The organism is Poseidonocella sp. HB161398 (assembly GCF_005870025.1).
GTDB lineage: Bacteria > Pseudomonadota > Alphaproteobacteria > Rhodobacterales > Rhodobacteraceae > Mangrovicoccus.
In genome coordinates this window covers 252,245-278,397 of the sequence record NZ_VATA01000004.1, presented here as the reverse complement: position 1 = coordinate 278,397, position 26,153 = coordinate 252,245, and the positions used below count along the sequence as shown (strand labels likewise).

Annotated in this window: 26 protein-coding genes; 14 read left to right on the top strand and 12 right to left on the bottom strand. The window is 70.7% G+C overall.

Translation table 11 applies throughout. The features are described from left to right. Positions 1-9: 9 nt before the first annotated feature. The 6 genes from FGX59_RS05750 to FGX59_RS05725 form a co-directional block, all read right to left on the bottom strand. Positions 10-2,838, bottom strand: coding sequence for a MerR family transcriptional regulator (locus FGX59_RS05750; protein ID WP_138465563.1), 2,829 nt, complete (start codon positions 2,836-2,838; stop codon positions 10-12). A gap of 79 nt (positions 2,839-2,917) precedes the next feature. Next, positions 2,918-3,226 carry an integration host factor subunit alpha gene (gene ihfA, locus FGX59_RS05745; protein WP_138465562.1) on the bottom strand — a complete coding sequence of 103 codons (309 nt, stop codon included), beginning with the start codon at positions 3,224-3,226 and terminating at the stop codon, positions 2,918-2,920. A 103-nt stretch (positions 3,227-3,329) separates the two neighbouring features. Beyond that, positions 3,330-4,304 carry a beta-ketoacyl-ACP synthase III gene (locus FGX59_RS05740; RefSeq protein WP_138465561.1) on the bottom strand — a complete coding sequence of 325 codons (975 nt, stop codon included), beginning with the start codon at positions 4,302-4,304 and terminating at the stop codon, positions 3,330-3,332. After that, a complete protein-coding gene (plsX, locus tag FGX59_RS05735) occupies positions 4,301-5,413 on the bottom strand; it encodes a phosphate acyltransferase PlsX (RefSeq protein WP_138465560.1) in 1,113 nt (370 codons plus the stop codon). Before plsX ends, FGX59_RS05740 begins: the two co-directional genes overlap by 4 nt. 21 nt (positions 5,414-5,434) lie before the next feature. Next, complete coding sequence (gene rpmF, locus FGX59_RS05730; RefSeq protein ID WP_108261419.1) at positions 5,435-5,641, bottom strand: 50S ribosomal protein L32; 207 nt, start codon at positions 5,639-5,641, stop codon at positions 5,435-5,437. A gap of 185 nt (positions 5,642-5,826) precedes the next feature. Further along, on the bottom strand, positions 5,827-6,405 hold the full coding sequence (locus FGX59_RS05725) for a DUF177 domain-containing protein (RefSeq protein ID WP_138465559.1): 579 nt from the start codon (positions 6,403-6,405) through the stop codon (positions 5,827-5,829). A 114-nt stretch (positions 6,406-6,519) separates the two neighbouring features. Here FGX59_RS05725 and FGX59_RS05720 point away from each other — a divergent pair, with 114 nt between their 5' ends. Genes FGX59_RS05720 through FGX59_RS05710 form a run of 3 tightly spaced genes read left to right on the top strand, consistent with a single transcriptional unit; the run spans position 6,520 to position 8,826 of the window. Then, positions 6,520-6,984: an outer membrane protein assembly factor BamE gene (locus tag FGX59_RS05720; protein WP_138465558.1), complete on the top strand. Its 465-nt coding sequence runs from the start codon at positions 6,520-6,522 to the stop codon at positions 6,982-6,984. Next, complete coding sequence (locus FGX59_RS05715; protein WP_138465590.1) at positions 6,981-7,754, top strand: GNAT family N-acyltransferase; 774 nt, start codon at positions 6,981-6,983, stop codon at positions 7,752-7,754. Before FGX59_RS05720 ends, FGX59_RS05715 begins: the two co-directional genes overlap by 4 nt. A gap of 31 nt (positions 7,755-7,785) precedes the next feature. Then, positions 7,786-8,826 carry a succinylglutamate desuccinylase/aspartoacylase family protein gene (locus tag FGX59_RS05710; RefSeq protein ID WP_240722263.1) on the top strand — a complete coding sequence of 347 codons (1,041 nt, stop codon included), beginning with the start codon at positions 7,786-7,788 and terminating at the stop codon, positions 8,824-8,826. Between the two features lie 268 nt (positions 8,827-9,094). Here FGX59_RS05710 and FGX59_RS05705 read toward each other — a convergent pair whose 3' ends face one another. Beyond that, the gene (locus FGX59_RS05705; protein WP_138465556.1) at positions 9,095-10,099 is read right to left on the bottom strand and encodes a Fe(3+) ABC transporter substrate-binding protein; all 1,005 of its coding nucleotides are present in this window, start codon (positions 10,097-10,099) and stop codon (positions 9,095-9,097) included. Between the two features lie 74 nt (positions 10,100-10,173). Beyond that, on the bottom strand, positions 10,174-11,031 hold the full coding sequence (gene mazG / locus FGX59_RS05700) for a nucleoside triphosphate pyrophosphohydrolase (RefSeq protein ID WP_138465555.1): 858 nt from the start codon (positions 11,029-11,031) through the stop codon (positions 10,174-10,176). Positions 11,032-11,131: 100 nt separating this feature from the next. Here mazG and FGX59_RS05695 point away from each other — a divergent pair, with 100 nt between their 5' ends. The 4 genes from FGX59_RS05695 (at position 11,132) to FGX59_RS05680 (ending at position 14,548) form a co-directional block, all read left to right on the top strand. Beyond that, a complete protein-coding gene (locus FGX59_RS05695) occupies positions 11,132-11,590 on the top strand; it encodes a DUF1499 domain-containing protein (RefSeq protein ID WP_138465554.1) in 459 nt (152 codons plus the stop codon). Positions 11,591-11,641: 51 nt separating this feature from the next. Continuing rightward, positions 11,642-12,697, top strand: a complete 1,056-nt coding sequence (prfA, locus tag FGX59_RS05690) for a peptide chain release factor 1 (RefSeq protein WP_138465553.1) — start codon at positions 11,642-11,644, stop codon at positions 12,695-12,697. Beyond that, on the top strand, positions 12,694-13,530 hold the full coding sequence (gene prmC / locus FGX59_RS05685; RefSeq protein ID WP_138465552.1) for a peptide chain release factor N(5)-glutamine methyltransferase: 837 nt from the start codon (positions 12,694-12,696) through the stop codon (positions 13,528-13,530). The genes prfA and prmC overlap by 4 nt, the downstream gene beginning before the upstream one ends. 232 nt (positions 13,531-13,762) lie before the next feature. Next, on the top strand, positions 13,763-14,548 hold the full coding sequence (locus FGX59_RS05680) for a DUF4167 domain-containing protein (RefSeq protein WP_138465551.1): 786 nt from the start codon (positions 13,763-13,765) through the stop codon (positions 14,546-14,548). A gap of 255 nt (positions 14,549-14,803) precedes the next feature. Here FGX59_RS05680 and FGX59_RS05675 read toward each other — a convergent pair whose 3' ends face one another. The 3 genes from FGX59_RS05675 to FGX59_RS05665 form a co-directional block, all read right to left on the bottom strand. Beyond that, positions 14,804-16,675 carry a capsular polysaccharide biosynthesis protein gene (locus FGX59_RS05675; RefSeq protein ID WP_240722271.1) on the bottom strand — a complete coding sequence of 624 codons (1,872 nt, stop codon included), beginning with the start codon at positions 16,673-16,675 and terminating at the stop codon, positions 14,804-14,806. A gap of 122 nt (positions 16,676-16,797) precedes the next feature. Then, a complete protein-coding gene (locus FGX59_RS05670; protein ID WP_138465549.1) occupies positions 16,798-17,934 on the bottom strand; it encodes a polysaccharide biosynthesis/export family protein in 1,137 nt (378 codons plus the stop codon). A gap of 19 nt (positions 17,935-17,953) precedes the next feature. Further along, on the bottom strand, positions 17,954-19,276 hold the full coding sequence (locus FGX59_RS05665; RefSeq protein ID WP_171060522.1) for a capsule biosynthesis protein CapA: 1,323 nt from the start codon (positions 19,274-19,276) through the stop codon (positions 17,954-17,956). Positions 19,277-19,383: 107 nt separating this feature from the next. Here FGX59_RS05665 and FGX59_RS05660 point away from each other — a divergent pair, with 107 nt between their 5' ends. Continuing rightward, positions 19,384-19,989 carry a riboflavin synthase gene (locus FGX59_RS05660; RefSeq protein WP_138465547.1) on the top strand — a complete coding sequence of 202 codons (606 nt, stop codon included), beginning with the start codon at positions 19,384-19,386 and terminating at the stop codon, positions 19,987-19,989. A gap of 54 nt (positions 19,990-20,043) precedes the next feature. Here the strand turns inward: FGX59_RS05660 and FGX59_RS05655 are convergent, their stop codons facing one another. After that, positions 20,044-20,631 carry a nuclear transport factor 2 family protein gene (locus tag FGX59_RS05655; RefSeq protein WP_138465546.1) on the bottom strand — a complete coding sequence of 196 codons (588 nt, stop codon included), beginning with the start codon at positions 20,629-20,631 and terminating at the stop codon, positions 20,044-20,046. 332 nt (positions 20,632-20,963) lie between these two features. On the opposite strand from FGX59_RS05655, the gene FGX59_RS05650 reads away from it, so the two are divergent. The 6 genes from FGX59_RS05650 to FGX59_RS05625 are packed head-to-tail and all read left to right on the top strand — an operon-like array spanning position 20,964 to position 26,151. Further along, entirely contained in the window at positions 20,964-22,070 is a 1,107-nt protein-coding gene (locus FGX59_RS05650; protein WP_138465545.1) for an amidase, read from the top strand. Next, the gene (locus FGX59_RS05645) at positions 22,067-23,215 is read left to right on the top strand and encodes an acyl-CoA dehydrogenase family protein (RefSeq protein ID WP_138465544.1); all 1,149 of its coding nucleotides are present in this window, start codon (positions 22,067-22,069) and stop codon (positions 23,213-23,215) included. Before FGX59_RS05650 ends, FGX59_RS05645 begins: the two co-directional genes overlap by 4 nt. Before the next feature lie 8 nt (positions 23,216-23,223). Then, positions 23,224-23,589: a hypothetical protein gene (locus FGX59_RS05640; RefSeq protein WP_138465543.1), complete on the top strand. Its 366-nt coding sequence runs from the start codon at positions 23,224-23,226 to the stop codon at positions 23,587-23,589. A gap of 14 nt (positions 23,590-23,603) precedes the next feature. Beyond that, complete coding sequence (locus FGX59_RS05635; RefSeq protein WP_138465542.1) at positions 23,604-24,878, top strand: Rieske 2Fe-2S domain-containing protein; 1,275 nt, start codon at positions 23,604-23,606, stop codon at positions 24,876-24,878. Next, positions 24,875-25,390: an aromatic-ring-hydroxylating dioxygenase subunit beta gene (locus tag FGX59_RS05630; protein WP_138465541.1), complete on the top strand. Its 516-nt coding sequence runs from the start codon at positions 24,875-24,877 to the stop codon at positions 25,388-25,390. Before FGX59_RS05635 ends, FGX59_RS05630 begins: the two co-directional genes overlap by 4 nt. A gap of 11 nt (positions 25,391-25,401) precedes the next feature. Then, positions 25,402-26,151 carry an SDR family NAD(P)-dependent oxidoreductase gene (locus FGX59_RS05625; RefSeq protein ID WP_240722261.1) on the top strand — a complete coding sequence of 250 codons (750 nt, stop codon included), beginning with the start codon at positions 25,402-25,404 and terminating at the stop codon, positions 26,149-26,151. Positions 26,152-26,153: the final 2 nt, after the last annotated feature.

Here is a 26,153-nt window from a genome sequence, read left to right as displayed (position 1 = left end):
CGGAAATGCCTACGCGGCGCCCAGGCGGTCGCGCAGGGCGGCCAGACGGGCCAGCTGCCGGGCGGCTTCGTCGCGGCCCAGACGGTCCAGAATCGCCTGGCGTCCGAGCGCGCGCAGCTCGGCTGCCTGGGTGGGCAGGGCGGGCCAGGCAGGCGCGGCGGCGGGCGGATCGACGGGCAGGACCGGGCGCGGCACGCTCTGCAGCTGCGGCGCGGGCGCCGCGGCAGGTAGCGCGTCCGTTGGGGCATCGTCCATCTCGTCCGTGCCGGGCGCCTTTCCTCCGGCCAGCGCATCGAGCGCCGAATAGCCCTGTCCCGGCTCCAGCTCCTCCTTTTCCAGGGCGGAGGCGGGCGGCGGCAGGACGTCCTGCTCGAGATCGTTGAAGAAGAATCCCTGGATCGCCGGGCGGTCCTGCTGTCCGGGCCGGTCGCGCCGGGTCCGGAACCCGCCGAGCTCGGCCGCGGGCGCCGGAGGCACGGCCGCGGGCGGCGGCGCAGGAGGCCGCTGCCAATGGCGCTGGAAGACGGGCGGCGGATCGGCGGGCACCTCTTCCGCGGACTCTCCGGTGTCGGCCATCGGCTCCTCGGTCCCGGTCTCCTGACCGGGAAGGCCGGGCGCCTGCGGGCCCGCGCCATCGCCGAAGGCCGAGGGCCAGGCATCGCCGCTTTCGCTGGGCCCGTCGCCGCCATCGAGCGGCTCGGGCATGGCGTCGGCGGTCTCGCTGGCATCCCCGTCGTCGGGATCGCTGCCGAAGGCCGAGGGCCAGCCCGCGGCGCCGTCATCGTCGGCAGGCAGCAGGGCGGCGCCGGAGATGTCCTCCGGGTCGCCAGCCCCGTCCATGCCATCGGCCATGGCGGGGCCTGGATCGCCATCAGGCCCGGCCGTTTCGGCTGCGGCGGGGAAGGGGGCGTCCGCACTCTCGTCGTCACCTGCGCCCAGGGCATCCGTCGCAACGGTTCCGGCGGGCGCGAGCGGGTCGTCCTCCTCCTGCGGATCAGCAAAGGGGGCTTCAGAGACCGGCGCGGGCGCGTCTTCCAGGGGCGGCGCGGCAAAGCTGGAGGTCGACGGCGCGGCGCTCTCCTCTATGTCCGCAGGCTCGGCAAGAGGCGCCATTCCGCTTACGTCCGGCCCTTCGGCGGCGCTCGGCGTCGTTTCTCCGAAAGGATCTGCCGTGCTGCCGTCGGTCTCGCCAATGCTGTCCGCATCTTCTGCATCCGGAGGTGACGGGTCCGAGGCGGTCTCCATCCTGACGGGGCCGTCCAGCGGCGCCATTCCGGTTGAGTCCGCTGCTTCGGCGGCTGCCGGCACAGGCGCAGCGGGGACGTCTGCGGCCGTGCCGACGTCTCCGGCTTCATCGTCATCGGCAATGTCCTGAGAGGAGAAGCTGGCAGCTGACGGATCGGTGCCGTCTGCCATGGGTGCAGCGATGGCGGGCGACGCCTCGCTCTCGTCGAGCGCTGACGTATCGGCTTGCCCCGCAGGGCTGTCCGGTGTGCGGCCCCAGGGAGTGAACGCTCCGGTCTGCTCCAGATCGGCGGCGGCCGGGACGTCCTCTTCGACGCTGTCCGCGTCGCCGTCACTGGCGCCAGAATCTGCGGAAGCCGGTTCCGAAGGTTCGAATTCGCCGGGCGCAGCGAAGGCGGGCTCTTGCGGATCATGGTCCATGGTCCCGGCTTCGGGGTGTTCCGCCGATGCAAAGCCGCCATCGGGCTCGCCGGTTCCGGCTTCGGCCGAGAGCTCCGTCTCGACGGGGTCGTGACCGGTCTCCCCGTAATCGGCGCTGATCTCCGGGCCCGGGACGTCCATCCCGGCATCCGCAGGCGCAGCGCCTGCCGCGCTTCCGAATCCGGCGGGCCAGCCTTCTGCGACAGCGGGCTGCTCCATGTCCGGAGCCGGCTGCGAAAGCATGGCGTCGTCCATGCCGTAGGGCGTCTCTGCGGTCTCCTCGGCCGAAGACGGGTCCGCGCTCCAGTCCTCGGGAGCAGAGCCCGCGTCCATCGGGCTGGGCGGGGTGTCGGAGAAGGAGGGCCAGCCCTCCGCTGCAGGCGGCTGTGCCCCGCCTGCCACGGCCTCGGGCCGGGGCAGCTCGGGGTCCGCCGAGGCAGTGGCAGGCGCCGGATCGATCGGGCCGTCCATGCCGTCGGCCTCCTCGGCCGGGGCGGCCGCCCAGCTTTCTCCGGATCCGCTTTCGGGCAGCTCGTCCGAGCCTGCCGTGGCGGAGGCTCCGCCCTGCACGGGCCCCGGAATGCCGTCCGCCGCGCGAGCTGCCGCCGCATCCGCGGCCGGATCGCCGGTGGGCGCCGGGGCATGGGCGCCTGCGGAGAGACCGTCGAGCGCGGCCGGGTCGTCTTCGGGGGCGAAGTCGCCGCCGGATTCGTCGGCGTCGGGATCGAGATTGCCGAGCCCGTCGAGCGCGGCCAGTTCTGCATAGGCCTCGGCGAAATCCCCGGGGGGATCCTCTGCGGGCCCGGCCGGATCGGCGGGCGCGTCGGCGGGTTCGGGATCGGCGATGAAATTCAGCCGCCCGGGCGTGCGCGGCGCGGGCGCGGCGGGCTGGGCCAGATCGACCGGCGCGCTGCGGGCGGCGACGGCCTCGACCCCGTCCGAGGCCAGCATGTCCTGCACGTCGCGGATGCTGTGCCCCTGGACATGCAGCAGGTCCTTGATGCCGCCGAGCAGCCGGACATCGTCGGGCCGGTAGTAGCGTCGGCCGCCGGCGCGCTGCACCGGCGCGACCTGGGGAAAGCGGCTTTCCCAGAAGCGCAGCACATGCGTCGGCGTGTCCAGCCATTTGGAAACTTCGGAAATGGTACGGAACGCGTCCGGAGACTTTTCCATCATCTGCCCGCCAGCCAAGTGTCATTGGCCCGCCGCCGCAGCGGCAGCGACCGGGCCGGTCAGGGTATGTTAACCGGGATCAGGTTTCCGGACGGTTACCCTGCGCGACCCGCTCTTTCATGAGATGCGAGGGGCGGAAGGTGAGGACGCGCCGCGGATGGATCGGCACTTCCTGCCCGGTCTTGGGGTTGCGCCCGACCCGGGCGGCCTTCTCGCGCACGTTGAACGTGCCGAAGGAGGAAATCTTCACGCTGTCGCCCGAGGCCAGCGCATCGCTGAGATGCGCGAGCACCGACTCGACCAGCTGCGCGGATTCGTTCCGCGACAGTCCGACCTCGCGGAATACTGCCTCGCTCAGGTCCATGCGTGTCAGAGTCTTTCCGGTCATCCGTCCCCCCGTTGATCTGCTGCCTGCGGTTGCCTGACCATAGGAACGGGGCGGTTCGAGAGTCAATATCCCCGGAACTCAATGGCTTGGCCGCGAGGCCGGTTTACCAGCGGATGACCGCTGATCCCCAGGCCAGACCGCCGCCGATCGCCTCGACCACGACGAGGTCGCCGGGCTTGATCTTGCCCTCGGCCTTGCCGACCGAGAGGGCCAGCGGAATCGAGGCGGCAGAGGTGTTGCCATGGTCCTGCACGGTGACGATCACCCGCTCCATCGGCACGCCCAGCTTGTGCGCCGTGCCCTTGATGATGCGCAGATTCGCCTGGTGCGGGACGATCCAGTCGATGTCCTCGCCGGTCAGCCCCAGCTTCTCCAGCGAGGTCCTGGCGGTGGAGGCGAGCTTTTCCACGGCATGGCGGAAGACCTCCTTGCCCTGCATCCGCAGGAAGCCGGTGGTCTGGGTCTCGGAGACGCCGCCATCGACATAGAGGATGTCCTTGTAGCGCCCGTCGGAATTCAGATCCGAGGCGAGGATGCCGCGGTCGGCCACGCCGCCCTGGCCCTCGCCGGCCTCGAGGATCAGCGCGCCCGCGCCGTCGCCGAACAGCACGCAGGTGCCGCGGTCGGTCCAGTCCATGATCCGCGAGAAGGTCTCGGCGCCGATCACCAGCACGCGCTCGGCCTGGCCCGAGAGGATCAGCCCGTTGGCATTGGTGAGCGCGAAGATGAAGCCCGCGCAGACCGCCTGGACGTCATAGGCGAAGCCGCGGGTCATGCCGAGCTTGGCCTGCACCATGGTCGCGCAGGAGGGGAAGGTCAGGTCGGCGGTGGAGGTCGCCACCACGATCGCGTCGATATCGTCGGGCTCCAGCCCGGCATCCTTCAGCGCCGCCTCTGCCGCGGCCGCCGCGAGATCCGAGGTGGTCTCGCCCTCGGCCGCGAAATGCCGCCGCTCGATCCCGCTGCGCGTCCGGATCCATTCGTCGGACGTGTCGACCAGGCTTTCGAAGTAGCTGTTGGGGACGATGCGTTCGGGCAGGCAGTGGCCCACCCCCCGGATCATCGCGCGTCTTGTCATTTTTGATTACCGTATAGCTGCCCGATCTGGGCGGCACCTTGGCGCGCCTCTTCGACGGATGCAACCCGATGGGCCAGCTGGCCGGGCAGATCCGCGCGGGCCAGCTCGAAGGCCAGCTTCACCGCAGAGCGCACGCCCATCGCGTCGGAAGAGCCGTGCGACTTCACCACGGTGCCGTTGAGCCCGAGGAAGACGCCGCCATTGACCCGGCGCGGGTCGATCCGCTTGCGCAGCCTGAGCAGCGAGGGCAGGGCCAGCAGGGAGGCGATGCGCGACAGGATGGAATGGCGGAAGGCCTGCTTCAGCGCGTCCGAGACCAGCCGGGCCGTGCCCTCGCCGGTCTTCAGGGCGATATTGCCGGTGAAGCCGTCAGTGACGATCACGTCGATCTTGTCAGAGGGAATGTCGCCGCCCTCGATATAGCCTGCATAGTCGAAAAGACCGCCCTTGGCGGTCTCGACGAGCATGTCATGGGCGACTTTGAGTTCCGCGCGGCCCTTGTGCTCTTCGGTGCCGACATTCAGCAGGCCGATGCGCGGGCGCTCCTGCTCGAGCGCGATCTGGGCGTAGAAGGCGCCCATCAGGGCGTACTGCACCAGATCCTCGGCTTCGGCGCGGATATCGGCGCCGACATCGAGCATGACATTGAAGCCGGCCGGATTGCGCGACGGCCAGAGGCAGGCGATCGCCGGGCGGTTCACGCCCGGCAGCTTGCGCAGCCGGATCATCGACAGCGCCATCAGCGCGCCGGTATTGCCGCAGGAAACGCAGGCACGGGCCTCGCCGTCGCGGACCGCGTCGATGGCGGCCCACATCGAGGTGTTCTTGCCGTGGCGCATCACGTGGCTCGGTTTCGAATCCATCGTGACCACGCCCTCGGCATGGCGGATCTCGCAGCGTTCCCGCAGGAGCGGGCGCTTCTGCACGAGCGGGTCCAGCTCGGCCTTGTTGCCGAAGACCAGGAAGCGCAGGCGTGGATTGCGCCAGAGCGCCTTGTTCAGGCCACTCAGTACGACGGCGGGGCCGTTGTCCCCGCCCATCGCGTCAATGGACAGGACGATAGCACCGGAATCGCCGTTGCCCTTTCTGGGCTGTGCCGTATTCGCCATGTCCCGCGTCTGTGCCGTGGCTTATGCCGCGTCGTCTTCGAGATCGACTTCTTCAGCAGCAGCAACGACTTCGCGGTCGTCATAGTGGCCGCAGGCACCGCAGACGTGGTGCGGGCGCTTCAGCTCGCCGCAGTTCGGGCACTCTGCCGGGTTGCCCGCGGTCAGCGCGTCATGCGAACGGCGCATGTTGCGGCGGGATTTGGTGACTTTATTCTGGGGGACTGCCATGTCTCAACCTCAGGTGGGCCGGGGCATGCCCGGGTTGGTTTGCGATCTGGGCCCGCGGGCCCGGCGAATAGGGACGGCAACGGGGCCGGAGCCCGCGGCTGACCAGCCCTGAAAACGAGACCGGTTCAATACTCTTCTTGGGCAGAAGTGCAACCGTTTTTTGCATCTTGCGGACGGGATCCGCGCTATTCTCCGTTGCCCGGGCCGGAATCCCCGCCGCCGAGCTTGCCGCGCAGCGCCGCCAGCCCGGCAAAGGGCTTCGTCTCCTCGTCGGTCATCGGCGCCTTGCCGGGCTCGGTCACCGCGGTGCCGCCGAAATCCGCCGTGCCCGCCCGCGGATAGAGCGGCAGCGCCAGCGCCAGCGCCTCGTGCATCACTTCCCCGAGATCGAGGACCCGCGGCAGCGCCTCGGCACTGTCATCCTCGGGCATTTCCACCTCGGCGGCGGCCTCGGGCTCTTCCCAATCGGCAAGATAGCGCCGCTCGAGCACCTCCTCGAGCCGCGTCGTCACCGGCTCCAGCGTGACGGTGCAGGGCTGGATCACGGTCGCGCCCAGCTGCGCCTCCAGCCGCCAGTCGCGCTTGCGCTCGGGCACGAGCCGCCCCTCGAACCGCAGCTTTCTAAGGCCCAGAAGCCCCAGGTGCTCGCGCAGCGCCTCGAGTTCCGCGGCGGACGGCTCCAGCCGGAAGACGGCGCCGTCGCGCGGCAGCTTCGAGAAGACGATCTCGGTCCCGTCGATTCGCTCCGGGGCTCTGTCGGTCATGGCCGCATCCTTCCTTGCAGTGGCGCGCCGGCTTGGATAACTCGGAGAACAGCATGCGGGCAAGCCGGCAGGACCGGTTCTCCCGCACAATCGGAACGGACGGAAGTGCAGGTGATGACAGTGGCTCGTATCAAGACCGCGATGCTGGGTGCGGGCCTGGCGATGGCCCTTGCGGCGATCTCGGGCTGCACCACGATGGTGGACAATTACGGCTACGTGCCGACGGACATGCAGCTGGAGGAAGTCCAGCTGGGCGATACCCGCGATGCCGTCACCGAGAAGATCGGCCAGCCGCCGCTCGAGGATTTCCGCCGCGACAACGTCTGGTACTTCGTCGCCTCCAAGACCGAGACCTATGGCTGGAAGGCGCCGGTGACGGTCGAGCGCCAGGTGGTCGCGGTGCGCTTCACCGACAATGGCACCGTCTCCAACGTGGAGCGCTTCGGCCTGGCCGACGGCGAGGTCGTCACCCTGTCGCGCCGCGTCACCGAGAGCGCGGTTCCCGACATCGGCTTCCTCAAGGGCCTGCTGAGCAGCACCTCGCTGCGTCCGGCGATGCCGACCGAGGATTCCCTCTGAGCGAGGCTCCGGCGCCGGGCTCTGCCGGGCGCTACCGGATCCGGCAGGCGCGGGCGCCGGGCGACCTGGCCCGCGCCGCCGCGCTGCGCGCACTGGCCTTCCGCGGCGATGCCGCCGGCGAGGACCGCGATGCGCTCGATCCGCTCTGCCGCCATTTCATGGTAGAGGAGGCCGCGACCGGCCGGCTCGCCTGCTGCTTCCGCGTGCTGGCGCTGGACAGCGGCCGGGCGGCCTGCGGCGGCTACGCCGCGCAGTTCTACGACCTCGCGCCGCTGGCTGCGATCCGGGCGCCGGTGCTGGAGCTCGGCCGCTTCTGCCTCGCGCCGGGCGCGGGCGATCCGGACATCCTGCGCCTCGCCTGGGCCGGGCTCGCCGCGCTGGTGGCGCAGACCGGCGCGGCGATGATCTTCGGCTGCAGCTCCTTTCCCGGCACGGATCCCGCGGCCCATGCCGAAAGCTTCGCGCTCCTGGCGGAGCGGCATCTCGCGCCTGCCGCCTGGCGGCCGCGCTGCAGGCCGGACACGGGCCGGGTGCCGCTGGCCCGCGCCGCCCCGGCCGATCCGCTGGCGGGGATGCGGGCGATGCCGCCGCTCCTGCGCAGCTACCTGCGGCTCGGCGGGCGCGTCGGCGACCACGCGGTGGCCGATCCCGATCTGGGCACGCTCCATGTCTTCACCGGGCTCGAGATTGCGGCGATTCCGCCGCGCCGCGCGGCGCGGCTGCGCGAGCTGGCGGGCATCGCCTTGCCAGCGCCGGGGACGGGTGCTTAGCTCGCCGCGACACGAGCGAGGAGACGCCGCCTTGACCAACCGCCCGCCCTTCGTGATCGGCAGCCAGCGCATCCCGCCGGGTTCGCGCCGCACCGTCGACCTGCCGGTCAGCGTGCTCTCGGACCACACGCCCGTCAGCATGTCCGTGCATGTCGTCCATGGCCGCCGCGAGGGGCCGGTGCTTTTCGTCTCGGCGGCGGTGCATGGCGACGAGGTGATCGGGGTGGAGATCGCCCGGCGGCTCCTGCGCTCGCCCCAGCTCGACCGCATTTCCGGCACGCTGATGGTGATCCCGATCGTCAACACCTTCGGGTTCCTCAACCATTCGCGCTATCTGCCGGACCGGCGCGACCTGAACCGCTCCTTCCCGGGCTCCGAGACCGGATCGCTGGCCGGGCGGCTGGCCCATCTCTTCATGACCGAGATCGTCGGCCGCGCCGATCTGGGCATCGACCTGCATTCGGCCGCCATCCACCGCATGAACATGCCGCAGATCCGCGTGAGCCCCGGCAAGCCCGAGACCCTGGCCCATGCCGAGGCCTTCGGCGCGCCGGTGGTGATCCGCTCGAAGCTGCGCGACGGCAGCCTGCGCGCGGCCGCCCAGCAGGCCGGGGTGGACATCCTGCTCTACGAGGCGGGCGAGGGGCTGCGCTTCGACGAGATGTCGGCGCGGGCGGGGGTCGCGGGCGTGCTGCGGGTGATGCACAGCCTCGGCATGATCCCGAAGCGCGGCGTGCCGATCCCCTCGGCGGCGCCGCTGCGCGCCTCGAAGACCGAATGGGAGCGCGCCCCCGCGGGCGGGCTGATGCGCGCCTTCAAGAGCTGCGGCGAGATGGTGGCGGAGGGCGATCTGCTGGGCATCATCTCCGACCCGTTCGGCGAGGCGGAGGCCGAGCTGACTGCCTCGAGCGGCGGGCTGATCGTCGGTCGCACCAACCTGCCGATCGTCAACGAGGGCGACGCGCTCTTCCACATCGCCGATGTCGAGGCCGAGGGCGCCGAGCGGCGGATCGAGAGCCTCTCGGCCCAGCTCGACGCGGCCGCGCTTTTCGACGAGGACGAGATCATCTGAGGGGAGAGGTTGAGGTCCCGGCGCTCCGCTGTGTGGGGGCTATGAGGCTCGGCCCCGGGACCTTTGCTCGCTCAGTTGCGATGGGACTGGTCTAGCCCTGCGCAATGGCGGCAGCAGGGAGGAAGCGGGGCGGGGACGGGATCATTCCGGGGCGGAATTGCGGCAGGTGCAGACAGGCCCGCCGGGCCGGGTGGCTGGCGGGCCGTTTCGGCGGGCCATGGGCCCGGGGCAGTGCCGCGCCGCCGGGGCGGGCGCGGCGCAGCCGTTGTCAGCCGTCGAAATCGACTTCCTCGATCAGCCGCAGCGCCGGCGGGCGCGAGCGGGCCAGATCCATCAGCGGCAGCGTGTCCGGCTCGAAGCTGCCCCAGCTTGCCACCCGCTCCGACGGCGCGGTGTCCGGCGAGACCGGGTATTCGTCATTGAGCGTGGCATAGAGCTGCTGCCCCTCGGGCGAGGCGAGGAATTCCATCAGCTTCAGAGCGTTCTCGCGGTTCGGCGCCGCCTTGGTCATGGCGATGCCCGAGATGTTCACATGCGTCCCGCCATCGGTGAAATGCGGGAATTGCAGGCGCACGCTCTCGGCCCAGGCGATCTGCTCGGGATCGTCGAGCATCTGTCCCATGTAGTAGGTGTTGCCCAGCGAGATGTCGCATTCGCCGGCCCAGATCGCCTTGACCTGCGCGCGGTCATTGCCCTGCGGCTTCTTCGCCAGGTTGGCCTTCAGTCCCTCGAGCCAGGTGCGGGTCTCGTCCTCGCCGTGATGCAGCATGTAGGCGCCGGCGAGGGCGACATTGTATTCATGCGTGCCCGAGCGGGTGCAGATGCGGCCCTTCCACTTGGGATCGGCGAGATCCTCGTAGGTGGTGATTTCGCCATCGGCCACGCGCTCCTTCGAGGCATAGACCACGCGGGCGCGGCTGGTCACGGCGAACCAGCGGTTCTCCGGATCGCGGAACTCGGCGGGAATCGCCGCCACCAGCGCCTCGGAGTCGACCGGCTGGATCACGTCGGCCTCGACGATCTCCTCGAGCCGCGCGATGTCCACGGTGAAGACCAGATCCGCTGGGCTGCGGTCGCCCTCGGCCTGCAGCCGCTCGACCATCCCCTTGTTGAGGAAGGCGACATTGACCGCGATGCCGGTCTCTTCGGTGAAGACGTCGAAGATCGGCTCGATCAACTCGGGCTGGCGGTAGGAATAGACATTCACCTCCTGGGCCATGGCTGTGGTGCCGAGCAGGACACTGGCGAGGACGGGCAGGGCGGGCAGGCGCATTGCGAGATACTCCGGTTGCGGAAACTACCGTGAGTAGAACATGACTAAAATACTCGGTCAATAGTCCGAGTGTTTCACTTAGTTTTTGCCGCAGCCCCCGTTGAGGTCTTCGCTGACGCCTTCTCCGCCGCCTTCGCCGCGTCCCAGATCGCGTCCATCTCGGCCAGATCCGACTCGGCCGGCGATTTGCCGCGGGCGGCCAGCTCGGCCTCGATGGCGCGGAAGCGGCGGGTGAACTTGGCATTGGCCGCGCGCAGCGCGTCTTCGGGCTCGACCCCCATGTGGCGGGCGAGATTGGCCATCACGAAGAGCAGGTCGCCCATCTCCTCGAAGACCTCCTCGGCGCTCAGCTCGTCGCGCGCCTCGACCAGCTCGGCGCTCTCCTCGGCGATCTTGGCCAGCACCTGGTCGGTGGCGGGCCAGTCGAAGCCCACCCGCGCGGCACGGCGCTGCAGCTTCACCGCGCGGGTCAGTCCCGGCAGGTTCAGCGCCACGTCGTCGAGCACGCCGCCCTTGGCGCGGGCCGCGCGCTCGGCTGCCTTGATCGTCTCCCAGTCGGCGGTCTGCTGCTCGGGCGTCTTGTCGCGGCTCTCCTCGCCGAAGACATGCGGATGGCGGTGGATCATCTTCTGCGCCACCGCGTCGGCCACGGCGTGGAAATCGAAGAGCCCGGCCTCGTCGGCCATCTGCGCGTGATAGACCGTCTGCAGCAGCAGGTCGCCCAGCTCGCCCTTCAGCTCGCCCCAGGCCTCGCGCTCGATCGCGTCGGCCACCTCGTAGGCCTCCTCGATCGTGTAGGGGGCGATCGTGGCGAAGTCCTGCTCGATGTCCCAGGGACAGCCCGCCTGGGGATCGCGCAGCCGCCGCATGATCTCCAGAAGCTGCGGCAGGCCGCCGGTCATGTCGAAGATCGGGTCGCGCGTTTCGCTCATCGGGCAGGCTCCGGGGCTGATGGGACAATTGGTCCGGCCCCGCCGGGGAGGACCGGGCCGCGTTTCACGCTAGTCTTGGCGGAAGTTCTGGGGGTGTACCATGCGACTCGTGACCATGTTCGCGGCCATCGGCATAGCTGTGGCCGTGCTGTTCTCGCTTTACGTGCGCTTTGCGCCGAGCGATCCGCGGATATGGCATGTGGATCCCCGCGTGATCGTCGATCCCGGGCAGGACGGCGCGTTCCTGCTGCGCGATGCCGACCCCTCGGACGGGCCCGCGCGCCATGTCGCGGGCAGCCCGGACGAGGTGATGGCGCGGCTCGACGAGATCGCGCTGGCCACGCCGGGGGTCAGCCGCCTCGCGGGCAGCCCCGCCGAGGGCCATGTCACCTATGTCGCCCGCTCGCGCGTCTTCGGCTTTCCCGACTACATCTCGGTCATTGCCGAGCCCGCGGGCGACGGCACGGCGCTGGCGGTCTATGCCCGGCTGCGCTTCGGCTCGTACGATCTGGGCGTGAACCGCAAGCGGGTGGAAGCCTGGCTCGAGGCGCTGGCCTGAGCGCGCGGCGGCGGACTTGACGGCGCGCGCGGGCTTGGGCATTGGCGATCCATGATACCCGAAGACAAGCTCGACCAGATCCTCGGCCGGTTCGAATTCCTCGAAGCCAAGCTCGCCAGCGGCGCGGCGCCCGCGGAGATCGTCCGGCTGTCCCGCGAATACAGCGACCTGAAGCCCGTCGTCGGCCAGATCCACGCCTGGCGCGGGATCGTGGCGGATCTTGCCGAGGCCGAGGAGATGCTTGCCGATCCCGAAATGCGGAGCCTTGCCGAGGAGGAGCTGCCGCGGCTGAAGACGGCGCTGCCCGAGGCCGAGCATGCGCTGCAGCTCGCGCTCCTGCCGAAGGACGCGGCAGATGCCCGCCCGGCGATGATCGAGATCCGCCCCGGCACCGGCGGCGAGGAGGCGGCGCTGTTCGCCGGCGATCTCCTGCGCATGTACCAGCGCTTTTCGGAATCCCAGGGCTGGCAGTTCAAGATCCTCGAGGAAAGCCAGACCGAGCTTGGCGGGATCAAGGAAGTCGTGGCCCATGTCGCGGGCGAGGGCGTCTTCGCCCGGCTGAAATTCGAATCCGGCGTCCATCGCGTCCAGCGCGTGCCCGAGACCGAGTCCGGCGGCCGCATCCACACCTCGGCCGCGACCGTCGCCGTGCTGCCCGAAGCGGAGGAGGTCGACATCCAGATCGACCCGAACGACATCCGCATCGACACGATGCGCGCCAGCGGGGCAGGCGGCCAGCACGTCAACACCACCGATTCCGCCGTGCGGATCACCCATATCCCCAGCGGCATCGTCGTGACCTCCTCGGAGAAGTCCCAGCACCAGAACCGCGCCATCGCCATGCAGGTGCTGCGCACGCGGCTCTACGACCAGGAGCGCCAGCGCGCCGACAGCGCCCGCGCCGCCGACCGGAAAAGCCAGGTCGGCTCCGGCGACCGCTCGGAACGCATCCGCACCTACAATTTCCCGCAGGGCCGCGTCACCGATCACCGCATCAACCTGACCCTCTACCGGCTGGAGCAGGTGATGCAGGGCGATCTGGGCGAGATCACCGACGCGCTGATCGCCTCGGACCAGGCGGCACGGCTGGCCGAGCTCGACGCATGAGCGCCACCGTCTCGGAGGTGATGCGCGCCGGGATGGCCCGGCTCGAAGCCGCCGGCGTGGCCGATCCCGCGCGCGATGCGCGGCGGCTGGCGGCGGCGGCGCTCGGCGTGGCGCCCTCGCGGATCTCGCTGATGGCGCGCGATCCCTGGCCCGGCGCGGCCGCGGCCCGCTGGGAGGAGATGCTGGCCGAGCGCGAGGCGCGGCGGCCGGTGTCGCAGATCGTCGGCACGCGCGAGTTCTTCGGCCGCAGCTTCCGGGTGACGCAGGACGTGCTCGACCCGCGCCCCGAGACCGAGGCGCTGATCCTCGAAGCGCTCAGGGCCCCGGCAGGTCGGGTCCTCGATATCGGCACCGGGACGGGCTGCATCCTGCTGACATTGCTGGCGGAATGGCCGGAGGCGACGGGCGTGGCCACGGATGCCTCGGCCGCGGCGCTGGAGGTGGCCAGGGGCAATGCGGCGGCGCTCGGCCTCGCGGAGCGGGCCGAATTCCGCCATGGCGACTGGGCGGCGGAGGCCGAGGGGCCCTTCGACCTCGTGGTCTCGAACCCGCCCTATATCGCCCATGAGGAGCTTGCCGGGCTCGAGCCGGAGGTCACCCGCTGGGAGCCCGCCATGGCGCTTTCGCCCGGGCCGGACGGGCTGGCGGCCTATCGCGCGCTCTTGCCGCAGGCTGCGTCACGGCTGTCGGCCGGGGGGCGCGTGCTGCTGGAAATCGGTGCTGCGCAGGGGCCGGATGTTGCGGCGCTCTGCCGCGCCGCGGGGTTCGAGGCACCGCGGATCCTGCCCGATCTGGACGGGCGCGACCGCGTCGTGGCGGCGCAAAAGCGCTGAAACGGCCCTCCGGCCTGGGGATATCTGCAATTTTTTGCAGATTTGTTCCGGCAGGGGCGTTTTTGACTTGTTTCGGATGCACTCACGTGTTTAGAACGTTCTGCAGAGTAGTGGAGCCGGAGTGGCTCCCCTCAGCCCCAAGCCAAACAGCATCAGATGCGCCAGTCCCCGAGGGACGAGGGATTTAGAGTTTGGCTAAGGAAATTCGAACAAGGCTGGAACCCGCAGTACAATGAGATCTTCGAAGTCACGATCACGGTCGAAGTCGAACCGTAACCGTTCGGTCGGGAACATCGTCAACCGCGTGTTTGACAGTTCCGGCCCCGAGGGCAAGGTGCGCGGCACGCCGCAGCAGATCATCGACAAGTACCAGCAGCTTGCGCGCGACGCGCAGCTGGGCAACGACCGCGTGGCGACCGAGAACTTCCAGCAGCATGCGGAGCATTACACCCGCCTGCTGGGCGAGGCCCAGCGGGATGCGGATGCCCGCCGCGAGCAGCAGGAATCGCAGCAGAACCGCGATGGCCAGCAGCAGCAGCCGCGCAGCCGCGACCGCGACGACCAGCGCCAGGACCGCGGCGATTCCGCGCCCGATCTGGATTTCGGCGCCGATCGCAGCGCCCAGCCGCAGCCGGGCCTTGCCGAGCCTGCGCAGGCCGAAGCGCCCGCGCCGCGTGCCGAAGCGCCTGCAGCGGCCCCCGCCGCTCCGGCCGCACCGGCACCGAAGGCCGAGCCCGCCGCCGCGGAAGCGAGCTCCGACTCGATGGGCGTGGTCGATACCGGCAACGAGGCCACCGAGGAATCTGGCCTGGTCGAGACCCCGGAAGACGCCGCGCCGAAGCCGCGCCGCCGCCGGACCCGCAAGACCAAGGACGAGACCGAGGCAGAGGCCGCCGCAGCCCCCGCAGAGGAGGCCGCCGAAGCACCGAAGCCGAAGCGCCGCACCCGCAAGGCCGCCGCGCCGAAGGCCGACTCCGACGCGCCCGCCGCGGACGGTCCGAAGGAAGCCGCGGAGTAAGCTCCGCGCAGGACATTGCCGAAGGCCGTGCCGCCCCGACGGGCCGCGCGGCCTTCTGCGTTTCCGGGCACCGCTACGCCCAACGCGGAAAGGCCGTTGCCCAGTGCCCCTATGCCTTGGCATCGGGCCCGCTAAGCGGCCTCTGCCGCCTCTGCCGCCTCTGCCGCATCTCCGCCAGCCGTTCCAGCACCACTTCCGCCCTGCAGATCCGCCCCGTCACGGGATCACGGTGGTGCGGCGCGCCGGTCAGCACCGCTAGACCCGCCGCGGAAAGGCCGTCGCCCAGAGCCCCTGCGCCTTGGCGGCCAGCCCGGCGAGCGGCCCCTGCCGCCCATGCGGCATCGCTGCCAGCCGTTCCAGCGCGACTTCCGCCGTGCAGATCCGCCCCGTCACGGGGTCGCGGTAGCGCGGCGCGCCGATCAGTGCCGCATGGACCAGCCCGTCGAGCGTCACCCCCCGCACGCGCCGCCGCGCGGGCACCGGGGCCAAGTCGCGCGTCAGCCCCCAGCCGCCATAGAAGGGCATGCCGCAGCAGGTCACCGCCACGCCGCGCATCAGTGCCTCGAACCCGGTGAGCGAGGTGATCGTCCAGAGTTCCGCCACCTCGCCGAGAAGCCAGGCCGTGTCTGCGCCCGCGAGCACCATGTCCGCCGCCTGCGCCTCTCCGGGCGAGAGCGCGCCGGGGCGCAGCCCCGCCTCGACATCGGGATGGGGCTTGTAGAGGATCGCCGCCCCGGGGGCCGCCCGGCGCGCGGCTGCCAGCAGCGCCGCGTTGCCGCGGATCTCGCCGGTGGCGCCGAAACGGATCGAGGCGTCGGTCTCCACCTGGCCCGCCACCAGGATGCGGTGCCCGCCGGGCAGGGCCGGGCGCGTGCCGCCCTGGCCGTATTTCGTCGCTCCGAGCGCCAGCACCCGCTGCCGCAACAGGGCCGCGCGGGCGATCGCGGCGGCAGGCAGTGCGGGGCTTGCCGCGATCAGCCGCTCGATCCGCGACGGGGCGGCCGGGTCGTAATGCACGCCCTCGGGATCGGCGATCAGGCTGACCGGCGGCACCAGCCGCGCGCCGAGCCCGCGCGAGCGCAGGAAGCCGTCCTCCACCCGCACCACCCGCGGCGCTGCGGGCAGGGGCCGGCTGGCCCAGGCCAGCACCGGGCGGGTCTCTGCCAGCCGCGCCAGCCCGCGCGCGCTGGCCGGATAGCGCAGGTCGCCGCCGAAGGCGCGGGCGAGATGGCGCCGCTTCCACAGCGAAATTCCGCTGCCGGCATAGCCCTGGCGGTCCTCGATCGCCGCGGCAGTCTCGGCCTCCGCCAGATCGAGCACGGTTTCGAAGTCGCAGAGCCGGTCGCGGAACGGGTCGTACCAGCGCGGCGCCAGCAGCATCATCCCGGCGAAGAGCTGCAAGGGCGACAGCCTCCGTCCGCGCCGCGGCAGGGGCGCGGGATCCTCGCTCAGCCCCCAGCCGGCATGGATTGGCTTGCCCCACAGGACCGGCCGGTGCCCCGCCCAGATCGCCTCGGCCCCCAGATGCGAGCTGACCGAGAAGACGGCATCGGCGCGGGCGAGGAGCGGCCAGGGGCTGATCCGCCCGGCGAGCCAGATCTCGCCCGGGGCGAGGTCGTCCGGCGAAAGGTGCCCGTCCGGAGCGGCGCGCAGCGCCAGGGGCCGTCCGGGAAAGCGCGCCCGGGCCGCGGCGAGCATTGCCAGGAAGGTCCGGCGGTCGGCGCCGCTTGCCGCGACCGAGGCATCGCCCCGGCGCTGGTCGACGACCAGCACATGGCCCGCGGGCGGCAGGTCGATGCCGGGGTCGTGGAAGGTGAACTTGCCGCCCAGCCGCTTCAGCCGGTCGAGCGCGGCCCCGGCGCGCGCCAGCAGGGCCGGGTCGTCCAGCGGATGGGTCGCCAGCAGCGTTTCCGGATCCGACGGGCGCGCGGCGTCGTAATGCACCCCCTGGCGGTCGATCAGCAGCCCCCAGGGCGGCACGCCCGAGCCGCGGCCCGGATGCAGTCCGCGCAGGAAGGCCTCTTCCAGCCGCACCAGCCCGCGCCCGGTCCAGAGCGCGGCCTGCGCCGCCCGCGACCCGCCCGGCCGCTGTCCCCAGACGGCAACGCCCCGGGCTGCGGCAGGCAGCCCGGGGCGCAGGTCGTATCCCGAAAGCGCAAGGATCCGCCGGATCCCCGGCGCGGCGAACAGGCCCCAGCCAAGCGCCCCCAGCGGCCCCGCATCGGGACCCGTCCGGGGGCTGGACGGGATCAGATATTCCCCGCGATCTGCTGGCTCGACGCAACCGTGTTCAGGCTGCCGAAGAAGGTCGCGAGCGCCTTGTTGAACTGCGTCCAGGGCGCCTCGGTGACATAGAGCGTGTCATCGTTGCGGATGGTGAACTGCTTGGCGACGAACAGGCCCTCGCCGGAGGTCAGGTTCAGCACGTAGACCACCTGCTGCGGCCCGTAGAGCGCCGGATTGCCGGTGACGACGCGGGCGACCTCCTCGGGCTCGGTGCGCAGTATGAAGATGCCGGTCGGATCCGCGGCATTGGTCTGCAGGCCGCCGACCTGGGCCAGGGCCTCCATCGCGGTCAGCTCCTGGCTGTTGAAGTTGATCCGGGTCTGCGAGCCGGTGGCGCCGAGCGCGGTATAGGCGCGGCGGTCGCCCTCGACCAGGATGCGGTCGCCACCGCGCAGCGCGATGTCGTTCTGCGGCGCCTCGAAGAGCGAGTTGAACCAGATCGTCCCGCGCTGGTTGCCGCGCAGCACCGTCACCTGGGCGATGTCGCTCTCGATCGTCAGCCCGCCGGCCTGGGCCAGCATGGAGCTGAGCGTCCGCGTCGGCCGCTCGATCGGATAGACGCCCTGGGCGCCGACGGAGCCTGCCACCGAGACGGTCGAGCCGTCGCCGGCCTGGCGGACCACCATGACCTGCGGGTCGGGGGTCTGGGCCTGCAGCGAGTCGGTGATGTCGACGCGCAGCTGCTCGGGCGTCAGCCCGGCGGCGCGCATCCGCCCGGCATAGGGCACGAAGATGTAGCCGTCGCCATCGACCTGCACCGTGTTCAGCGGCGTCGGCGCGCCGCTGGCGCTCAGGATGCCCTGGTCGACATTCTCCCAGATGGTCAGTCCCAGCGTGTCGCCCGCGCTGATCGTGTCGGAGCCGACGACGCCCGCGCTGCGGAAGGCGGAGGAGAAGCCGAGCGCCGGGGCGTAATCCGCCGCCCGGGCGACGCCCTGGGTGGCCATCACGACCTGCGTCGACCCGCGGCTCTCTTTCGAGCTGTCGAGCACTTCGCCCTTGGTCGGACCCGAGCGGGGCAGGCCGCACCCGGCCACTGCCGTCCCCAGAGCCACGAGCAGGGCGAGACGAAGCCCCCGCGTTGCCGTTGCAAAAGCCATATTGAGTACTCCACCTTCATCAACCGGGTGCATGCCGGCCGTCTGGCCAATATGCGCGTCTGTTGCTGGCGGCAAGTTGGCCAGAAGCCGGAGCGGGGATCAAGGCGTCGCGTGAAAAGGGTCCGGAATGTGCGGCTTCGAGGTCATAGCTGTCTGCCTCCGCCGCCAGCCGCGGCAGGAGCGCGGCAATCGCCCGGGCGCGCCCGGCGGCGGTGTAGTAGCTGCCCGAAAGCTGCGAGCTGCGCAGCAGGAAGGCGCTGAGCCGGGCATGCGCGCCGGGCAGGGGCGGGCGTGGCGCGGCCAGGAAGGCCTCCAGGTCGCGCTCGGGCAGGAGTTCGGGATGGCTGTAGACGGTGCGGCCGAAGGCGAAAAGCGGCAGCCCCCGCCAGAGCGCCTGCTGCCCCGCGGTCGAGGTCACGGTCAGCACCGCCCGGGCGTGGTCGAGAAGCGGCGCCAGCCGCCCGCCGGGCAGCGCCGCGACCCGGTCCCCGATCCCCGCCGCCGCCGCGCTTTGCCGCACCAGCCGCGCCAGATGCAGCCGCCGCGTTTCCAGCGGATGCATCTTCGCCACCAGCCGCAACCCGGGCGGCGCCGCGGCGGCGAAGCCTGCCATCACCCGCCCCAGCAGCGCCGCATGGTCGGCCAGGTCGCCGGCCGCGCCAAGCGCGCTGTCATGCTCGAGCTGCATCAGCAGCACGTCATAGGGCGCCTGCCGGATCGCGCGCGCCTGCGCCGCCTGCCGCCAGGCCATGGCCGCGGGCAGGAAAGCGGCCGCGCCGAGCGCGCGCAGCGCCTCGCGCCGCAGCGGTTCCGCGCGATGCGGCCGGTGGCCGGGATAACGCCGCGCCCCGGCCGCCAGCGCCAGATGGTAGGCCGCGCCGTGCCAGGCATGGTGGCGCAGCGCCCCCCAGGCCGCCGAGGGGCAGGCCAGCGCCGGTTCCGGTCCGGCGCGCATTTCGGCCAGCGGCCAGGCGGCCGCGGGCGAATTGCCGTTGCTGCCCCGGCGCTCATAGGTGATCCAGGCCGGGCGCAGATAGCCCTCCTCGAGGATATGCGTGCCGAGCCCGCGCGCCCGCGCCGCCGCCAGCATCCCGGCATGGAAGGGCCGCGCCTCGCCATAGAGCAGCAGATCCGTCGCCCCCAGCCGGTCGGCCAGCGCCGCCGCCTCCGCCGCATCCGCCACCGCGTGGTAGCCCGGGCCGCGCCACTCGGCCTCGTCCCCGGCATTCACCCCGGCGCGCCAGGCCTTGGCGCCAGCACGGCGCAGCGCCGCGGCCAGTTCGGCGAAGAACGGGCCGTGCGGGCCTTGCAGCATCAGGAACCGGCGGTCGCGGAGATCCATGTGCAAGTCCTGCGGCATTGCCGCCCGCCGATCAAGCACGGCCGCCGCCGCCTTGCGCGCCTTTCCCGCGGCGGCTAGTCAGGACGGGCAGCAGAGCAGGAGACGCCATGTTCACGGGCATCATCACCGATATCGGCCAGGTGACCGAGATCGCGCAGAAGGGCGACCTGGTGGCGCGCATCGCCTGCGCCTACGATCCGGCCGGCATCGAGATCGGCGCCTCGATCGCCTGCGACGGAATCTGCCTGACCGTCACCGACCGCGGCCCGCGCGAGGGCGGCGCCTGGTTCGAGGTCGACATCTCCGCCGAGACGGTCTCCCGCACCAGCTTGGCCTCGAAGCCCTGGCAGACAGGCAGCCGCATGAACCTGGAGCGCGCGCTGAAGGTCGGCGACGAGCTCGGCGGCCATATCGTCTCGGGCCATGTCGACGGCGTGGCCGAGGTCGTGGCCCTGGCCGAGGAGGGCGACAGCACCCGCGTCACCTTCCGCGCCCCCGAAAGCCTCGCCCGCTTCGTCGCCTCCAAGGGCTCGGTGGCGCTCAACGGCACCTCGCTGACGGTGAACGAGGTCGAGGGCTGCGCGTTCGGGGTGAATTTCATCCCCCATACCAAGACCCACACCACCTGGGGCGGCATCCGCGCGGGCGATGCCGTCAACCTGGAGATCGACACGCTCGCCCGCTATGTCGCCCGGCTGCAGGACTGGGGCTGAGGCCCCGGACCGGCGGGACCGGGTGCCGTCCCGCCCCGGCCCCGAGCCGGGGCCTCATGGCCGCATCAGCACCGAACGGGACGGATAGTCCGAGGCCCAGCCCGCGGGCAGGGGCGCGATGAAGACATTCTCGGTCCGCGTCCGGGCGATCCGCCAGCCGTCCTCTTCCTTCCGGAAGGCGTTGTTCAGCCGCGAGGACCGCAAGAGCGCCGTGCCGTCCGCATAGAGCCAGGGCTGCATATGCACCCATTGCCCCTCCGCCGTCCGCGCATCGGGCGCGACATGGATCTGCTCCGATGTCAGGTAGTGGCAGTTCAGCACCAGCGCCGGATCGCGCTTCTCTCCCCAGAAGGCGGTGAAATGCGCCCGGATCGCGTCCTGCCCCTCGGCGCGGCCGAACTGCCCGTCGTAATAGTCTCCGACGCCCTCCCAGACCGCATCCACGGTATAGAGCGCAACGATCTTGCCGATCCGCTCGTCGTCATCGGCGACGCCGAATTCCGGCAGTGGCGTATCGCAGAGGAACATGTAGCGCGCCTGCAGCCGCCGGATCTCCGCCTCGGCCTCCAGCAGGTCGATTCTGCGCGAGAGCCGGGCGATTGCCTCCGCCGCGCTGTGCTGGTCGGTATCGGCTGTTTCCATGATGGCGGTTTCCCGGGCAATTGCGTGAATTTTCATCTTTCATTTGCGGGCGGGCCGCGCCAGGCTGCAAGCGGTTATTTGTAAAATCACGTGAAATGGGTAGCAATAATCCACGGATGCCCGCGTCTCCGGCAGGAGCGGCGGGCGGCCGGGACCGCGATGACCGGCCGCGTCGGCCGGCGGCAGCGCGCAGGCAGGGCCCGGCGGCGCCTTGGTGTATTTTCGCAAGGTACTGATAAACAACGGAGAAAATGAAATCCCGAGGGCGGTTTTTCTTGACGCACAGATTTTTACGGTAATATTCACGTAAGAAGCCAGCGGAAGGAGGCCCCATGGAGCGCCAGGCAGACGCGGATCACGGCGCATTGACCGAGCGCTTCTCGCTTGGCGGCAGCGGGCTCACGGTGGCGGTCAAGGACTGCATCGACATCGCGGGCCATGTCACCGCCTGCGGCTCGGCTGCCCTGCGCGGACGCGCGCCCGCGGCGCGGAATGCCGATGTGGTCGACAGCCTCCTGGCCGCGGGCTGCCGGATCATCGGCAAGGCGGCGATGCACGAGCTGGCCTTCGGCATGACCGGGGTCAATGCCGCCTTCGGCACGCCGGTCAATCCGCGCTGGCCGGACCGAATTCCGGGCGGCTCCTCCTCGGGCTCGGCCGTCGCCGTGGCCGCCGGGCTATGCGATTTCGCCGTCGGCACCGACACGGGCGGCTCGGTGCGCCAGCCCGCCGCCTGCTGCGGCCTCTGGGGGATCAAGCCCAGCTTCGGCCGGATCAGCCGCCGCGGCGCCACCCCGGCCGAAAGCTCGCTCGACTGCATCGGCGCCTTCGCCCGCGACGGCGGCATGCTGGTCCGCGCCATGGAGGCCATGGATCCGGGCTTCGCCCCCGCCACGCCCGGCGCCGCGCCGGTGCTCCTGCAGCTCGATGCCGGGCTGCCCGGCATCGCCACGGCGGAGCTTCCGGGGCTCGACGCCGCCTTCGCCGCCGGCATGACGCTGATCGCCATCGAGACCGAGGCCGCCTTCGGCCATCTCCTCGACGCAGGCGCCGCGATCGGCCCCGACATTGCCGCGCGGCTCGCCGCCGCCCGCGAGATCCCGGCCGGGAAGATCGCCGCAGCAGAGCGCATCCGCGCCGCCTTCACCGCCGAAGTCGACGCCCTGCTGGAGCGCTGCGACGCCATCGTCACACCGGCGCTGGCGGGCATCCCGCCGACGCTTGCCGGGGCGCGCGACCCGCAGAGCGTGCTCGGCCTGACCCGCTACCAGCGGCCCTTCAACCTCTCGGGCCATCCCGCCATCGTCCTGCCGCGGCCCGGCCCCGGCGGCCTGCCCGCGGGGCTGCAGATCATCGGCCGCAAAGGCGACGATGCCCGCCTCTGCGCCATCGCCATCCGGCTCGCCGAGAGCCTCCAGACCCAGACGGAGACAGCATGACAGCTCCCGCGACCCTCGAGGAGACGCGGCCGGTCACCGACCGCGCCGCCATCCTGGCCGAGATCCGCGCCCGCCGCGCGGAGTTCGCCGCGCTCCGCCATGTCCCGTGCGACATGGTGGCGGGGCTGAAAACCCTCGGCGCCTACCGCGCCTTCGTGCCCGCGCGCTTCGGCGGCGACGCGCTGAGCCCGGCCCAGTTCTGCGCGCTGATCGAGGAGATTGCCGCCGCCGACGCCTCCACCGGCTGGGTGGCGAGTTTCGGGGTCTCGGCGCTCTATCTCGGCGCACTGCCCGCCCAGAGCTATGCCGCGATCTTCGGCGCCGATCCCGACACGGTCTTCGCCGGGGCGATGTTCCCGCCGCAGCCGGCCAGGGAAACCGCCGCGGGCTACGTCGTCAGCGGCCGCTGGCCCTGGTGTTCGGGCGTGACGGGCGCAGACCTCGTGGGCGTCGGTATCAAGCTCGACAGCGAGACCACGCCCCTGCCGCGCGTCGCCGTCATGCCGAAGGCGGAGGTGACGGTCGACGAGACCTGGGACTCGATCGGGCTTTCCGCCACCGGCAGCCATGATGTCGTCGTCGAGGACGTGACCGTCCCGCCCGAGCGGACCTTCGTGCGCGGCGCGGCGCCCTCGCTCGAGGATGCAGTCTTCCGCTACCCGGCCATGGCCATTGCCTCGCAGGTGCTCGCCGTCGTGGCGCTCGGCGCTGCGAAGGAGGCGCTTGGCTGGGTGCAGGAGAATTCGCTCTCCCGCGCCTCGATCACCGGCGCCGCGGCCCCGGGCGCAAGGCCCTATGTGCAAAGCGAATTCGCCAAGGCCAAGGGCCTCCTCTCGGGTGCCCGGGCCGCCTTCTACGACACGATCGAAGAGGGCTGGGCCCAGGTCCTCGCCAATGGCGAGACCGACCGCGACACCCATATCCGCCTGCGTCTGGCGGCCACGATGGCGGCCCGCGACGGGGCGGAGGCCGCGCGCCGCGCCTTCGTGCTGGGCGGCTCGGGCGCGATGCTCGCGGGCCACCCGCTCGGCCGCTGCATGATGGATGCCGCCTGCGTGGCGCAGCACGCCTTCCTGAACGAGGGAACTTGGACGCTGGCGGGCGCCGGGTTCTTCGACCAGCCCACCGCCCCCGGATACCCGTGAGGACAGACATGACCGAAACTGCCCCCCTCCGCACGCTGCTGTGCTTCAACAACCACCCGGCCTTCTTCGAGCTGCCCTTCGACCACATCGGCCCGGTCTGGAAGGCGACGCAGGAGCTGATGTATTCCATCGACCAGATGGAGGGCGTCACCATCGTCGGCACTTTCGACGACGACCAGACCTTCGTCGGCTCGTCCCGCGGCTTCCCCTACACCTGGTACATCCTGGCCGATTTTCCCAACCGCGAGGCGGTGCAGGCGGCCTGCAACCTCCTGCGCACCATCGTCGTGGGCGAGGAGAACCACCGGCTGTGGAAATACATGACCGTGGAGGCGCGGATGGGCCGCGCGCTCCAGATCCCCGAAAACATCTGAGCGGGAGGGCGCCGATGTCACTCGACATGCCGAAATTCGCCGATCTCGACGCGCTCTACGACGCGGACGGGGCCAGGGTCGCCACCTCGATGTACGAGGACCCGGCGCTCTTCGAGGCCGAGATGGAGAAGATCTTCCACAGGACCTGGGTCTGGGTCGCGCATGAAAGCGAATTCCCCGGCAAGGGGTCGTTCAAGCTCTCCCATGTCGGCCAGGAGCCGGTGATCGTGGTGCGCGACCGCAAGGGCGCGATCCACTGCATGGTCAACCGCTGCCGCCACCGCGCCGCGACGGTCTGCGAGGTGAAGAAGGGCAAAACCTCGTCCTTCCAGTGCCCCTATCACGGCTGGGGCTACGGGCTCGACGGCTCGCTCCGCGCGCTGCCCTATCCCGAACAGTACGGCGAGGATTTCGACAAGGCGCAGCACGGGCTCCTGAAGCTGCGCACGGACAGCTATGCCGGCATGGTCTTCGCCACTTTCAACGAGGATCTGGAGCCGCTCGCCGATTTCCTCGGCCCGGTGAGGAAATGGATCGACCTCTTCATGAAGCAGGGCGGCGGCTTTCCGGTGAAGGTGCTGGGCGAGCACCAGTTCAAGGTGCCGATGAACTGGAAGGTGCAGCTGGAGAACACCACCGACGCCTACCATTTCCCGATCGTGCACAAGTCCTTCCTGCAGTCGCTCGACGGCGAGACGGAGCAGGTGTTCAGCTTCCTCGAGACCGGCCGCGGCTATGTCGAGGATCTGGGCAACGGCCATTCGGTCATGGTGATGATGCCCGAGCTCGTCGATCTGGATGACAATCTCGACGCGCCCATTCCCGAGCGCTTCGCGGAACTGGCCGGAGAGCTGCGCGCCGAGGGCTATCCCGAGGGCCAGGTGAAGAAGATCGTCCGTGCCGTGGGTGGCGCCGGCTTCAACCTGAACCTCTTCCCGAACGTGTCCTTCTCGCTCTCCTTCTTCCGCGTGCTGCGGCCCGTCACGGTGGACGAGACCGAAATCCGCCATATCGCGCTCGGCATGGAGGGCGGCCCGGCGGCGGCGAACCGCATGCGGATGCGGCTCCACGAGCATTTCCAGGGGCCGATGGGCTTCGGCTCGCCCGATGACGCCGAGGTCTGGGAACGCGTGCAGCGCGGTACCAGGGGCGGCGGGGCGCTGCCGATCCTGGTCAATCGCGGCATGGTCGACGAGGCCCCGGGCGAGGACGGTCCGCGCGGCCATATCAGCGCCGAAACCGGCATGCGTGCCGCCTATGCCATGTGGAAGAGGATGATGTCGGCATGACCGAGATGACCAGGATCGAGAGCGGCACCGCGCTGGCGGAGGTCGCGGCCTTCCTCTGGGCCGAGGCGGACATGCTCGACCGCAAGGACTACGACGCCTGGCTGGCGCTCTGGGACGGGCAGGGCAGCTATGTCATGCCGATCACCCCGCCCGGCGAGGCGCTGAAGCCCGCCGCCGCCTATGCCGAGAGCCTCAACCTCTGCTTCGACGGCGCCAAGATGCGCAAGGACCGCGTCGCGCGCTTCCAGGCGGGGTTCTCGATCTCCTCGGCGCCCCCGGCCCAGACCGTCCGCACCGTCTCGCGCATCGTGATCGAGCGCGCCGAGGGCGGGCTGGTGCATCTGCGCGCCGCCGAGCAGCTGGTCGAGGACAAGTTCGGCCGCCAGCGCCTCTTCGCCGCCGACATGGGCTATGTGCTGGTCTCCACGCCCGAGGGGCTGAAGATCCGCGACAAGGTCGTGCGCCTGCTGAACTCCGACGGGATGCTGACCTCGATCAGCTACCTCTTCTGATGGCGGCGCCCTTGCCAGAGCAGATCCAGACCGCCGTCGTCACCGGCGGCGCCAGGGGCTTCGGCGCCGAGGCCGTGCGCGCGCTCCACCAGGCGGGCTTCCGCGTGGTGATCGCCGATATCGACCAGGCGCCCGCCGCCGCGCTCGCCTCCGAACTGGACCTTGCCGGGGAAACCGCGGTGACGGCGACGCTGGATGTCGGCAAGCCGGAGGACTTCGCCACGGTGCTGGAGAAATGCACCGCGCGCTGGGGCTCCGTCGAGGTGCTGGTGAACAACGCCGCCCGCACCAAGGCGCAGCCGCTGCTGGAGATCGACCCGGCCGAGTTCAACGCCATCATGGCCGTCAATGCCGGCGGCGTCTTCGCTGGCTGCCAGACCTTCGGGCGGCATTTCCGCGACTGCGGCTATGGACGGATCGTCAACATGGCCTCGCTGGCGGGCCAGAATGGCGGCACCGCGACGGGTGCGCATTACGCCGCCTCGAAGGGCGCGATCCTGACCCTGACCAAGGTCTTCGCCCGCGACCTCGCCCAGTACGGCGTGACCTGCAACGCCATTTCGCCCGGACCGATGGACACGCCCATGGTCCATGACATCGTGCCCGCCGAAAAGATGCCGGGCATGCTCGCCAATATCCCCGTCGGGCGCCTCGGCGATCCGTCCTTCGTCGCCTCTATGGTGGCGATGCTGGCCTCGCCCGCGGCCGGTTTCGTCACTGGCGCCTGCTGGGACGTGAACGGAGGCCTTTACCTCAGATGAGC